This window comes from Streptomyces sp. ME02-8801-2C, assembly GCF_033793965.1.
Classification (GTDB): domain Bacteria; phylum Actinomycetota; class Actinomycetes; order Streptomycetales; family Streptomycetaceae; genus Streptomyces.
In genome coordinates, this window is sequence record NZ_JARAXP010000007.1 from 465,544 (window position 1) to 478,558 (window position 13,015).

Sequence of the window (13,015 nt, forward strand, 5' to 3'; positions counted from 1 at the left end):
GTGGACACGCGCCCGCGTGCGGCACAATGTCCGTGCCCGCCAACCCCCCTCTCGAAGCAACGGAACGGCGTGATGACCAAGACGACAGTGATGAAGGACGGCGTCTCCATCGACCAGCCCGATCCCCCCGCCGAGGCCTCGCGTTCCGTGGGCGGCAGCCGTGCGTTCGCCGTGATGTTGTTGCTCACCGGCGCGGCAGGGCTGCTCGCGGCGTGGGTCATCACGATCGACAAGTTCAAGCTGCTGGAAGCCAAGGTCGCGGGCACGACGTTCACACCCGGCTGCAGCCTCAACCCCGTCGTTTCCTGCGGCAGCGTGATGGAGAGCAAGCAGGCGGCCGCCTTCGGGTTCCCGAACCCGATGCTCGGCCTCGTCGCCTACGGCATCGTCATCTGTGTCGGCATGAGCCTGCTCGGCCGGGCCCGCTTCCCGCGGTGGTACTGGCTCACCTTCAATGCGGGAACCCTCTTCGGGGTCGGATTCTGCACCTGGCTGCAGTTCCAGTCCCTGTACCGGATCAACGCGCTGTGCCTGTGGTGCTCCCTGGCCTGGGTCGCGACGATCATCATGTTCTGGTACGTGACCTCGTTCAACGTCAGGAACGGCTTCATTGCCGCGCCGAAGTGGCTCCGGAGCTTCTTCGGCGAGTTCACCTGGGTCGTGCCGGTCCTGCACATCGGCATCATCGGGATGCTGGTCCTGACCCGCTGGTGGGACTTCTGGACCAGCTGACAGGGCCCGAGGGCATTGTCAGTGCGGTGACATAGGGTTTTCAGCGTGGAGCCCGACCTGTTCACCGCCGCAGCAGAAGCACGCCAGGAGAAGGACCCGTCCAGCAGCCCCCTGGCCGTGCGGATGCGCCCCCGTGTCCTCGACGAGGTCGTGGGCCAGCAGCATCTGCTGAAGCCGGGCTCACCGCTGCGCAGACTCGTCGGCGAGAGCGCGGGCGGACCGGCCGGACCGTCCTCCGTGATCCTCTGGGGGCCGCCGGGCACCGGCAAGACCACACTGGCGTACGTCGTCTCCAAGGCCACCAACAAGCGCTTCGTCGAACTGTCGGCGATCACCGCGGGCGTCAAGGAGGTCCGCGCGGTCATCGACGGGGCCCGTCGCGCGACCGGCGGCTTCGGCAAGGAGACCGTCCTCTTCCTCGACGAGATCCACCGCTTCAGCAAGGCCCAGCAGGACTCCCTGCTCCCCGCCGTCGAGAACCGCTGGGTGACCCTCATCGCGGCGACCACCGAGAACCCGTACTTCTCGGTGATCTCCCCCCTCCTCTCCCGCTCCCTCCTCCTCACCCTCGAACCCCTCACGGACGACGACCTGCGCGGTCTGCTGCGCCGGGCGCTCACCGACGAGCGCGGCCTCAAGAACGCCGTCGCCCTGCCCGAGGACACCGAGGAACACCTGCTGCGGATCGCCGGCGGAGACGCCCGCCGGGCCCTGACCGCCCTGGAGGCCGCCGCCGGAGCCGCGCTCGACAAGGGCGACGCGGACATCACCCTCCAGACCCTGGAGGAGACCGTCGACCGGGCGGCCGTGAAGTACGACCGCGACGGCGACCAGCACTACGACGTTGCCAGCGCCCTCATCAAGTCCATCCGCGGGTCCGACGTCGACGCCGCCCTGCACTACCTCGCCCGCATGATCGAGGCCGGCGAGGACCCCCGTTTCATCGCCCGCCGTCTGATGATCTCCGCCAGCGAGGACATCGGCCTCGCCGATCCGAACGCCCTGCCGATAGCCGTCGCCGCCGCGCAGGCCGTCGCCATGATCGGCTTCCCGGAGGCCGCCCTCACCCTCAGCCACGCCACCATCGCGCTCGCCCTGGCCCCCAAGTCCAATGCCGCGACCATGGCCATCGGCGCCGCCATGGAGGACGTACGCAAGGGCCACGCGGGCCCCGTGCCGATGCATCTGCGCGACGGGCACTACAAGGGCGCCGCCAAACTCGGCCACGCGCAGGGGTACGTCTACCCGCACGACCTGCCCGAGGGAATCGCCGAGCAGCAGTACGCGCCGGAGGAGCTCAAGGACCGTACGTACTACGAACCGACCCGGCACGGAGCCGAGGCCCGGTACGCGGACGCGGTCGAGTGGACCAGGAAACACCTCGGTCGAAAGCGGTCCTGAGCAGCCTGTAGAATCCTGCCCAGTGCTGCGTCCCGTGTCCGACTCCGGTCGGCGCCTCAGGCGGGACATCCAGCCGGATCTTCTGATCCAGGAGCGTCGCGCACCTTCGTAGGTGTCGCGGGCAGCCCACCACCACCCCGGGTTCCGGGACCGGTCGGTGGGCCGTTCGTGTGCTGCACGTATGTGCCCAGCACAGGGGAACGGCTGCCTGGCGAGTCCCTCGTGGACCTGCCGGGAATCCCCGGCTGCGGATGCGACCTCCCGTAACCCTGAGGCAGCCGAAAAGGAAAAGGAAAAGAAGTGGCGAACCAGTCCCGCCCCAAGGTCAAGAAGTCGCGTGCCCTCGGCATCGCGCTGACCCCGAAGGCCGTCAAGTACTTCGAGGCCCGTCCCTACCCGCCGGGTGAGCACGGTCGTGGCCGCAAGCAGAACTCGGACTACAAGGTCCGTCTGCTGGAGAAGCAGCGTCTGCGCGCGCAGTACGACGTGTCCGAGCGCCAGCTCGTCCGCGCCTACGAGCGTGCCGCCAAGACGCAGGGCAAGACCGGTGAGGCCCTGGTCATCGAGCTGGAGCGCCGTCTCGACGCCCTGGTTCTGCGTTCGGGCATCGCCCGCACGATCTACCAGGCCCGCCAGATGGTCGTTCACGGCCACATCGAGGTCAACGGCGGCAAGGTCGACAAGCCGTCGTTCCGTGTCCGTCCCGACGACGTCGTGATGGTCCGCGAGCGCAGCCGCAACAAGACGCTGTTCGAGGTCGCCCGCGCCGGTGGCTTCGCCCCCGACGGTGAGACCCCGCGCTACCTGCAGGTGAACCTCGGCGCCCTGGCCTTCCGCCTGGACCGCGAGCCGAACCGCAAGGAGATCCCGGTGATCTGCGACGAGCAGCTCGTCGTCGAGTACTACGCCCGCTGATCCAGCGGTCGTCGTACCTGGTACCACCGGCTTCGCGCCTCGGCCCGTCGTCTTCCCCGCCCGCAACGGCGGGGGAGCGGCGGGTTTTCGCGTACGGCACCCCGCGTGCGACCACGGCCCCGGCAGGCTCCGTCCGGGTACGGAGAGCCGTCCCCGGCGCGATAGGGTCGGCAGCGACTGAAGTACCCCCAGAACTCAAGTGATCCACGAGCGCAGAGAGCGGTGCGGTGTGACCGGTGGAGAGGTTGCCGGGCTCCTGGTGGCCGTCTTCTGGGCGATCCTGGTCTCCTTCCTCGCCGTGGCGCTGGTGAGGCTGGCCCAGACGCTCAGGGCGACCACCAAGCTGGTCGCGGAGGTGACGGAACAGGCCGTGCCGCTGCTGGCCGACGCCTCCCAGGCCGTGCGTTCCGCACAGACCCAGATCAACCGGGTGGACGCCATCGCCACCGATGTCCAGGAAGTCACCTCCAACGCGTCGGCGCTCTCCACCACCGTCGCCTCGACCTTCGGCGGCCCGCTCGTCAAGGTCGCCGCGTTCGGATACGGCGTACGCCGGGCGATGAGCCGCACCAGGACCGACGACGCGCCCGCCCCCGAACGGGCCCGGCGCACGGTGGTCGTCGGCCGCACCGTACCGGCCCCGAAGGGGCAAAAGCGCCGCAGGCAGAAGGGCTGAACCCCGCCATGTTCCGCCGTACGTTCTGGTTCACCGCGGGTGCCGCGGCCGGTGTGTGGGCCACCACCAAGGTCAACCGCAAGATCAAGCAGCTGACCCCCGAGCACCTGGCCGCGCAGGCCGCCAACAAGGCGATCGAGGCCGGCCACCGCGTCAAGGACTTCGCCCTCGACGTACGGGCCGGGATGGCCCAGCGCGAGGCCGAGCTGGGTGAGGCCCTCGGGATCGCCGGGCCCCCCAGCCGCGCTCTGCCCCCGCAACGGCGGTTCGCCGCCCTCGACCGCGGGTCGGAAAACCTGAAGCACGATGAGAAGCACTACGGGATGCTGGACAACACCCACCCGTACAACCGGAATGAGGACCACTGATGGAGTCGGCTGAAATTCGTCGCCGCTGGCTGAGCTTCTACGAGGAGCGCGGTCACACCGTTGTCCCTTCGGCGTCGCTCATCGCGGACGACCCGACTCTCCTCCTGGTCCCCGCCGGCATGGTCCCCTTCAAGCCGTACTTCCTCGGCGAGGTCAAGCCACCGTGGTCGCGCGCCACCAGCGTGCAGAAGTGCGTCCGCACGCCCGACATCGAAGAGGTCGGCAAGACCACCCGGCACGGCACGTTCTTCCAGATGTGCGGCAACTTCTCCTTCGGCGACTACTTCAAGGAAGGCGCCATCACCTACGCCTGGGAGCTGCTCACCTCGCCCCAGGACAAGGGCGGTTACGGGCTCGACCCGGAGCGCCTGTGGATCACGGTCTACCTGGACGACGACGAGGCCGAGACGATCTGGCGCGACAAGATCGGTGTCCCCGCCGAGCGCATCCAGCGCCTCGGCAAGAAGGACAACTACTGGTCCATGGGCGTCCCCGGACCCTGCGGACCCTGCTCCGAGATCAACTACGACCGTGGCCCCGAGTTCGGCGTCGAGGGCGGCCCGGCCGTCAACGACGAGCGGTACGTGGAGATCTGGAACCTCGTCTTCATGCAGTACGAGCGGGGCGAGGGCACCTCGAAGGAGGACTTCGAGATCCTCGGCGACCTGCCGAGCAAGAACATCGACACGGGCCTGGGCCTCGAGCGCCTCGCCATGATTCTGCAGGGCGTGCAGAACATGTACGAGATCGACACCTCCATGGCCGTCATCAACAAGGCCACCGAGCTGACGGGCGTCCGCTACGGCGACGCCCACGCCTCGGACGTGTCCCTGCGCGTGGTCACCGACCACATGCGTACGTCCGTGATGCTCATCGGTGACGGCGTCTCGCCCGGCAACGAGGGCCGCGGCTACGTGTTGCGCCGCATCATGCGCCGCGCCATCCGCAACATGCGTCTGCTGGGCGCCACCGGCCTGGTGGTCCAGGACCTCATCGATGTCGTGATCGCGATGATGGGCCAGCAGTACCCGGAGCTGGTCACCGACCGCGAGCGCATCGAGAAGGTCGCCCTCGCCGAGGAGGCCGCCTTCCTCAAGACGCTGAAGGCCGGCACCAACATCCTCGACACCGCCGTCACCGAGACCAAGCAGTCCGGCGGCAGCGTTCTCGCCGGTGACAAGGCCTTCCTGCTCCACGACACCTGGGGCTTCCCGATCGACCTCACCCTCGAAATGGCCGCCGAACAGGGCCTTTCCGTGGACGAGGACGGCTTCCGGCGCCTGATGAAAGAGCAGCGGGAGCGCGCCAAGGCCGACGCCAAGGCCAAGAAGACCGGTCACGCCGACATGGGCGCCTACCGTGAGATCGCCGACGCCGCCGGTGAGACCGAGTTCGTCGGGTACGACCGTACCGAGGGCGAGTCCACGGTCGTCGGCATCCTTGTCGACGGCGTCTCCTCCCCGGCCGCCACCGAGGGCGACGAGGTCGAGATCGTCCTCGACCGCACCCCGTTCTACGCCGAGGGCGGCGGCCAGATCGGCGACACCGGCCGCATCAGGATCGACACCGGTGCCGTCATCGAGATCCGCGACTGCCAGAAGCCGGTTCCCGGTGTGTACGTCCACAAGGGCGTCGTCCAGGTCGGCGAGGTGACCGTCGGCGCCAAGGCCCAGGCCGCCATCGACGTGCGCCGACGCAAGGCCATCGCCCGCGCCCACTCGGCCACCCACCTCACCCACCAGGCCCTGCGTGACGCCCTCGGCCCGACGGCCGCCCAGGCCGGTTCCGAGAACCAGCCCGGCCGCTTCCGCTTCGACTTCGGTTCCCCGTCCGCCGTACCGACGGCCGTGATGACCGACGTCGAGCAGCAGATCAACGAGGTGCTCGCCCGCGACCTGGACGTGCACGCCGAGATCCTCAGCCTCGACGAGGCCAAGAAGCAGGGCGCCATCGCCGAGTTCGGCGAGAAGTACGGCGAGCGCGTGCGCGTCGTGACGATCGGCGACTTCTCCAAGGAGCTGTGCGGCGGTACCCACGTCCACAACACCGCCCAGCTCGGCCTGGTCAAGCTGCTCGGCGAATCGTCCATCGGTTCGGGTGTCCGGCGTATCGAGGCCCTGGTCGGTGTGGACGCCTACAACTTCCTGGCCCGGGAGCACACGGTCGTCGCCCAGCTCCAGGAGCTGGTCAAGGGCCGTCCCGAGGAGCTTCCGGAGAAGGTCTCCGCCATGCTCGGCAAGCTGAAGGACGCCGAGAAGGAGATCGAGAAGTTCCGCGCCGAGAAGGTTCTCCAGGCCGCCGCCGGTCTCGCCCAGGGCGCCAAGGACGTACGCGGTGTCGCTGTCGTCACCGGCCAGGTGCCGGACGGCACGACCCCGGACGACCTGCGCAGGCTGGTCCTTGACGTGCGGGGCCGTATCTCCGGTGACCGGGCCGCCGTCGTCGCCCTGTTCACCGTGGCGAACGGCAAGCCGCTGACGGTCATCGCCACCAACGAGGCCGCCCGCGAGCGCGGTCTCAAGGCGGGCGACCTGGTTCGTACGGCTGCCAAGACCCTCGGTGGTGGCGGTGGCGGCAAGCCGGACGTCGCCCAGGGCGGTGGCCAGAACCCGGCCGCCGTCGGCGAGGCCGTCGACGCCGTCGAGCGCCTTGTGGCGGAAACGGCCAAGTGAGCGGCGACGGAAACACCCTGCGCCGCGGCCGTCGACTCGCGATCGACGTCGGGGACGCCCGGATCGGGGTCGCCTCGTGCGACCCCGACGGGATCCTCGCCACCCCGGTGGAGACGGTCCCGGGCAGGGACGTTCCCGCAGCTCAGCGCCGGTTGAAGCAACTCGTCGACGAGTACGAACCCATCGAGGTCGTCGTCGGCCTCCCTCGCTCCCTCAAGGGGGGCGAGGGCCCCGCCGCCGTGAAGGTCCGCGGCTTCGCCCAGGAGCTGGCCCGCCTGATCGCACCCGTCCCGGTGCGCCTGGTGGACGAGCGCATGACGACGGTGACGGCCAGTCAGGGACTGCGCGCATCGGGCGTGAAATCGAAAAAGGGCAGATCGGTCATTGACCAGGTCGCAGCCGTGATCATCCTCCAACAGGCCCTGGAATCAGAACGAGTGTCAGGTAAAGCACCTGGCGAGGGCATCGAAGTGGTCATCTGATCGCGATACGGTAACGTTCCGCGCGATTGTGGCTCTGTTCGAACAGTAGCCGCACAGTAAGAGGCGGAACGGTAGCGGCGATGTGGGGGCCGCGTGATCGGCCGCCTCGCGGCTCTAGGGGATTGATGACTGAGTATGGCCGGGGCCAAGGCTCCGAACCGTGGCATCCGGAGGACCCGTTGTACGGGGACGGCGGATGGGAAGGACAGCAGGCCCAGGCCGGCCAGTCCTCCTACGACGGCCAGCCGCAGCACTACCCGCAGCAGCCGCAGCAGCAGTACGGCGAGTGGAGCGCCGACGGCCAGCAGGCCGCCTATGACCAGGCGCAGCAGCAGTACGCGCCCCAGCAGTATCCGCAGCAGTACCAGCAGCACCCCCAGCATCAGCAGCAGTACCCGCAGCAGTACGGCGAGCAGGCCCAGCAGCAGTACGTCGATCAGGGCCGGCAGCAGTACGCGAACGGAGGCTGGGGCAACGGCCAGCAGGCGCAGGTCCCGTACCCGGCCGATCCCACGGACCCGTACGCCCAGCAGGCTGCCGCCGCGTACGGCGGGCAGCAGCAGCCCGACTACTACGGCACCCCCGACGCGTATCCCCCGCCGGAGCCGCCGGCCAGGCGCCGTGCGGAGCCGGAACCCCAGCCGGAGCCGGACCCGGAGCCGCAGACAGGCTGGGACCCGGGTCCCGACCAGGGCGAGCACGCCTTCTTCGCGGGCGGCGACGATGGCGACGAGCCCGACGACGAGGCGGAGGGGCGCCGGGATCGTGGCTCGCGGAAGGGTCGGGACGGCGGCAAGGGCGACAAGAGCGAGAAAGGCGGTAAGGGCGGCAAGAGCAAGAAGGGCCGCAGCGGAACCGCCTGCCTGATCGTCGTCCTGGTGTTCGGCGGTGGCATCGCCGGAATCGGATATTTCGGGTACCAGTTCTACCAAAATCGTTTCGGCGCTCCTCCGGACTTCACCGGCGACGGCACGAGTGCGACGGTGACCGTCGAGATCGCCAAGGGCGCGGGCGGCTACGAGATCGCGCAGGCGCTGAAGGAGAAAGGTGTCATCGCGAGTGTCGACGCCTTCGTCACCGCGCAGGCGAACAATCCGGACGGGAAAAAGATTCAGGCCGGCGTCTATGTCCTGAACAAGGAGATGTCCGCCAAGAGTGCCGTCGCGCTGATGCTCAATCCCAAGAGCCAGGACAATATGATCGTCGCTCCCGGGCGGCGCAATGTTCAGGTCTACAAGGCCATCGACGAAAAACTCGGACTTCCCGCGGGTACCACCGCGAAGGTCGCCAAGAAGGACTACAAGAGTTTCGGCCTGCCGGACTGGGCGAACGACAACAAGGAAATCAAGGACCCGCTTGAAGGTTTCCTCTACCCGACGACCTATCCGGCAGCCAAGGGGATGAAACCCGCCGAAGTCCTGAAGGAAATGGTCGCGGCGGCCACCGCCAAGTACGCCTCGCTCGACCTCGAAGCGAAGGCCAAGGAGCTCAAGCTCGACGGCCCACTCCAGGTCATCACGGTTGCGAGCCTCGTGGAGGCGGAGGGCAAGACCAGTGACGACTACCGCAAGATGGCGGAAGTTGTCTACAACCGTATCGATTATTCGAACCCCGAAACCTATGGGGCCGTGCAATTCGACTCCACCTACAACTATGCGAAGAACCAGAGCAATATCGACATCAGTGAGTCGGAGATCAAGGGCAACAAGGACCCGTACAACACGTACACCAACAAGGGTCTGCCGCCCGGCCCGATCGGAAACCCGGGCGATGTGGCGATGAAGGCGGCGCTGAATCCGACCCACGACGGCTGGTACTACTTCGTGGCGACCGACGGCGTGAGCAAGACCGAGTTCGCCAAGACGCACGACGCATTCCTCAAGCTCAAGGACAAGTTCGATGCAAGAACGGGCCGCTGACTCCCGCCGGGCAGCCGTGCTCGGTTCCCCCATCGCCCACTCCCTTTCCCCGGTACTGCACCGAGCCGCCTACGACGCACTGGGGCTCACCGGCTGGACCTACGACCGCTTCGAGGTCGACGAGTCGGGGCTGGCGGAGTTCCTGGGCGGCCTCGGGCCCGAGTGGGCGGGACTCTCGCTCACGATGCCCCTGAAGCGGGCGGTCATCCCGCTGCTCGACGAGGTCAGCGAGACGGCCGCGTCGGTGGAGGCCGTCAACACGGTCGTGTTCGACGTGGACGGTCGGCGCGTCGGCGACAACACTGACATCCCCGGGATCGTGGGCGCCCTGCGCGAGCACGGCATCGAACAGGTCGACTCCGCCGCGATCCTCGGTGCCGGCGCCACCGCCTCCTCCGCTCTCGCCGCCCTTACCCGGATCTGCACCGGCGAGGTCGTCGTGTACGTCCGCAGCGAGGCGCGGGGCGCCGAGATGCGGCAGTGGGGCGAGCGGCTCGACATCGAGGTCCGTACGGCGGACTGGGCGGACGCGGCCCGAGCGCTGCACGCCCCGCTGGTGATCGCGACCACCCCGGCCGGTGCGACGGACGAGCTGTCCCACGCGGTCCCGGAACGGCCCGCGACCCTCTTCGACGTGCTCTACCACCCCTGGCCGACCGATCTGGCGGCCCGCTGGTCGGCGTACGGCGGCGCGGTCGTCAGCGGACTCGACCTGCTCGTGCACCAGGCGGTGCTCCAGGTGGAACAGATGACCGGCTGCGTCCAGGCCCCGCTGGGCGCCATGCGCAGGGCCGGCGAGAAGGCACTCGCCGACCGCTGACCCGACACCACGCCGCGTCCGGTTGCTGGACCGCCGATCGGGTATTCGGCCCGGACGTGGGAGGATCGGAAGGTGGCGGGCCTGGGCCGCGCACCCGGTCACGCCGACGCCGTACGCGAGGACGCGCGTACGCAGGCAGCACCAGGGCGCGAGTATGAGGAGCACCGTTGAGCAGGTTGCGCTGGTTGACCGCGGGGGAGTCCCACGGTCCCGCTCTTGTCGCGACGTTGGAGGGCCTTCCCGCCGGCGTGCCGATCACCACGGAGCTGGTGGCGGACCATCTGGCGCGGCGGCGGCTCGGCTATGGGCGCGGTGCCCGGATGAAGTTCGAGCAGGACGAGATCACGTTCCTCGGCGGTGTGCGGCACGGTCTGTCGATGGGTTCGCCGGTCGCGGTGATGGTCGGCAACACCGAGTGGCCCAAGTGGGAGCAGGTGATGGCGGCCGACCCGGTGGATCCGGAGATCCTGGCCGGACTCGCCCGCAACGCCCCGCTGACCCGCCCCCGTCCCGGCCACGCCGACCTCGCCGGGATGCAGAAGTACGGCTTCGAGGAGGCCCGCCCGATCCTGGAGCGCGCCTCCGCGCGTGAGACGGCCGCCCGGGTCGCGCTGGGCGCGGTGGCCCGCTCGTTCCTGAAGGCGGCCGTCGGCATCGAGATCGTCTCGCACGTCGTCGAACTGGCGGCGGCGAAGGCGCCCTACGGTGTCTACCCCAAGCCCTCCGACGTCGAGAAGCTGGACGCCGACCCCGTGCGCTGCCTCGACGCGGACGCCTCGAAGGCGATGGTTGCGGAGATCGACCAGGCCCACAAGGACGGCGACACCCTGGGCGGTGTGGTCGAGGTGCTGGCGTACGGCGTGCCCGTGGGCCTCGGCTCGCACGTGCACTGGGACCGGCGCCTCGACGCCCGGCTGGCCGCCGCGCTGATGGGTATCCAGGCCATCAAGGGCGTCGAGGTCGGTGACGGCTTCGACCTCGCGCGCGTGCCCGGCTCGAAGGCGCACGACGAGATCCTCGCCACCGACGACGGCATCCGCCGTGCCACCGGGCGTTCCGGTGGCACCGAGGGCGGTCTGTCCACGGGTGAGCTGCTGCGGGTGCGAGCGGCGATGAAGCCGATCGCGACCGTTCCGCGTGCCCTGAAGACCGTCGACGTCGTCACCGGAGAGGCGACGCAGGCCCATCACCAGCGCTCCGACGTGTGCGCGGTCCCGGCCGCCGGCATCGTCGCCGAAGCGATGGTGGCCCTCGTCCTGGCCGACGCGGTGGTGGAGAAGTTCGGCGGCGACAGCGTGCCCGAGACGCGCCGCAACGTGGAGTCCTACCTCGAACACCTGATCGTCCGGTGAGCGCGGTGCAGATTGTGCTGGTCGGGCCGATGGGTGTCGGCAAGTCCACCGTCGGACGGCTGCTGGCCGAACGCCTCGACAGCGCGTACCGGGACACGGACGACGACATCGTCGCCGAGCAGGGCCGCACGATCGCGGACATCTTCGTCGACGAGGGCGAGCCGGCCTTCCGGGCGATCGAGAAGCAGGCAGTCCAGCGGGCGCTGGCCGAGCACGACGGCGTACTCGCCCTCGGCGGCGGCTCGATCCTCGACGAGGACACCCGCGAGCTGCTGGCGGGACACCGGGTCGTGTACCTCTCGATGGACGTGGAGGAAGCGGTTCAGCGCACCGGCCTGAACGCGGCCCGACCACTGCTGGCGGTCAATCCGCGCCGGCAGTGGCGTGAGCTGATGGAGGCCCGCCGCCATCTGTACACGGAGGTCGCAGACGCGGTCGTCTCCACCGATGGCCGCACGCCCGAAGAGGTCACCCAAGCCGTCCTGGACGCACTGGAGTTGAAGTCAGCATGAGCAGCGAGTCAGTGACGCGGATCCAGGTCGGCGGCACGGCGGGCAGCGAGCCGTACGAGGTCCTGATCGGCCGCCAGCTCCTAGAGGAGCTGGGCGGGTTGATCGGGTCCAACGCACAGCGGGTGGCGGTGATCCACCCCGAGGCGCTGGCCGAGACGGGCGAGGCGTTGCGCGCGGACCTGGCGGGTCAGGGCTTCGAGACGGTGGCCATTCAGGTGCCGAACGCGGAGGAGGCCAAGACGGCGGAGGTGGCCGCGTACTGCTGGAAGGCGCTCGGGCAGTCCGGCTTCACGCGTACCGACGTCATCGTGGGTGTCGGGGGCGGGGCGACCACCGACCTGGCCGGCTTCGTCGCGGCGACCTGGCTGCGCGGGGTGCGCTGGATCGCGATCCCGACGACGGTGCTGGCGATGGTGGACGCGGCGGTCGGTGGCAAGACCGGCATCAACACGGCCGAGGGCAAGAACCTGGTCGGTGCCTTCCACCCGCCGGCCGGGGTGCTGTGCGACCTGGCCGCGCTGGACTCGCTCCCGGTCAACGACTACGTGTCGGGGCTCGCGGAGATCATCAAGGCCGGTTTCATCGCCGACCCGGTGATCCTGGAGCTGATCGAGTCCGACCCGCAGGCCGCCCGCACCCCGGCCGGTCCGCACACCGCCGAGCTGATCGAGCGGTCGATCAAGGTGAAGGCGGAGGTCGTCTCCTCGGACCTGAAGGAGTCGGGTCTGCGCGAGATCCTCAACTACGGGCACACGCTGGCCCACGCGATCGAGAAGAACGAGCGCTACCAGTGGCGGCACGGCGCGGCCGTCTCCGTCGGTATGCACTTCGCGGCCGAACTGGGGCGCCTGGCCGGGCGGTTGGACGACGCGACGGCCGACCGCCACCGTACGGTCCTGGAGTCCGTCGGCCTGCCGCTGCACTACCGCTACGACCAGTGGCCCAAGCTGCTGGAGACGATGAAGGTCGACAAGAAGTCGCGGGGCAATCTGCTGCGCTTCATCGTCCTGGACGGACTGGCCAAACCGACCGTCCTGGAGGGACCCGATCCGGCCGTTCTCCTCGCGGCCTACGGCGAAGTGGGGGAGTAGCTCCCCGCTCGGGCGCTTGGCCCGATTCGCCTGTGGCGACGGGCACTTCGGGCCGTCCCGGGCCGTTCACCAAAC

Annotated in this window: 12 protein-coding genes; all 12 read left to right on the plus strand. The window is 69.0% G+C overall.

Annotation, left to right across the window (positions count from 1 at the left end; translation table 11 throughout):
* Positions 1-72 precede the first annotated feature (72 nt).
* The 12 genes from PV396_RS25200 (at position 73) to aroB (ending at position 12,940) form a co-directional block, all read left to right on the plus strand.
* Positions 73-732, plus strand: coding sequence for a vitamin K epoxide reductase family protein (locus PV396_RS25200; RefSeq protein WP_319208206.1), 660 nt, complete (start codon positions 73-75; stop codon positions 730-732).
* A gap of 45 nt (positions 733-777) precedes the next feature.
* Positions 778-2,133, plus strand: coding sequence for a replication-associated recombination protein A (locus PV396_RS25205; RefSeq protein ID WP_319208208.1), 1,356 nt, complete (start codon positions 778-780; stop codon positions 2,131-2,133).
* Between the two features lie 300 nt (positions 2,134-2,433).
* Complete coding sequence (rpsD, locus tag PV396_RS25210) at positions 2,434-3,048, plus strand: 30S ribosomal protein S4 (protein ID WP_319208211.1); 615 nt, start codon at positions 2,434-2,436, stop codon at positions 3,046-3,048.
* A 229-nt stretch (positions 3,049-3,277) separates the two neighbouring features.
* Entirely contained in the window at positions 3,278-3,724 is a 447-nt protein-coding gene (locus tag PV396_RS25215) for a DUF948 domain-containing protein (protein WP_319208213.1), read from the plus strand.
* A gap of 8 nt (positions 3,725-3,732) precedes the next feature.
* A complete protein-coding gene (locus PV396_RS25220) occupies positions 3,733-4,092 on the plus strand; it encodes a DUF6167 family protein (protein WP_319208215.1) in 360 nt (119 codons plus the stop codon).
* On the plus strand, positions 4,092-6,764 hold the full coding sequence (gene alaS, locus PV396_RS25225; protein ID WP_319208217.1) for an alanine--tRNA ligase: 2,673 nt from the start codon (positions 4,092-4,094) through the stop codon (positions 6,762-6,764). The genes PV396_RS25220 and alaS overlap by 1 nt, the downstream gene beginning before the upstream one ends.
* 17 nt (positions 6,765-6,781) lie before the next feature.
* Entirely contained in the window at positions 6,782-7,246 is a 465-nt protein-coding gene (gene ruvX, locus PV396_RS25230; protein WP_319208442.1) for a Holliday junction resolvase RuvX, read from the plus strand.
* Positions 7,247-7,371: 125 nt separating this feature from the next.
* Positions 7,372-9,165, plus strand: a complete 1,794-nt coding sequence (gene mltG / locus PV396_RS25235) for an endolytic transglycosylase MltG (RefSeq protein ID WP_319208445.1) — start codon at positions 7,372-7,374, stop codon at positions 9,163-9,165.
* Positions 9,146-9,985 carry a shikimate dehydrogenase gene (locus PV396_RS25240; RefSeq protein WP_319208219.1) on the plus strand — a complete coding sequence of 280 codons (840 nt, stop codon included), beginning with the start codon at positions 9,146-9,148 and terminating at the stop codon, positions 9,983-9,985. Before mltG ends, PV396_RS25240 begins: the two co-directional genes overlap by 20 nt.
* Positions 9,986-10,152: 167 nt before the next feature.
* Positions 10,153-11,337: a chorismate synthase gene (gene aroC / locus PV396_RS25245; RefSeq protein ID WP_319208221.1), complete on the plus strand. Its 1,185-nt coding sequence runs from the start codon at positions 10,153-10,155 to the stop codon at positions 11,335-11,337.
* A 29-nt stretch (positions 11,338-11,366) separates the two neighbouring features.
* Complete coding sequence (locus PV396_RS25250) at positions 11,367-11,849, plus strand: shikimate kinase (RefSeq protein ID WP_319208447.1); 483 nt, start codon at positions 11,367-11,369, stop codon at positions 11,847-11,849.
* A complete protein-coding gene (aroB, locus tag PV396_RS25255; protein ID WP_319208223.1) occupies positions 11,846-12,940 on the plus strand; it encodes a 3-dehydroquinate synthase in 1,095 nt (364 codons plus the stop codon). The genes PV396_RS25250 and aroB overlap by 4 nt, the downstream gene beginning before the upstream one ends.
* The last annotated feature ends 75 nt before the right edge of the window (positions 12,941-13,015 follow it).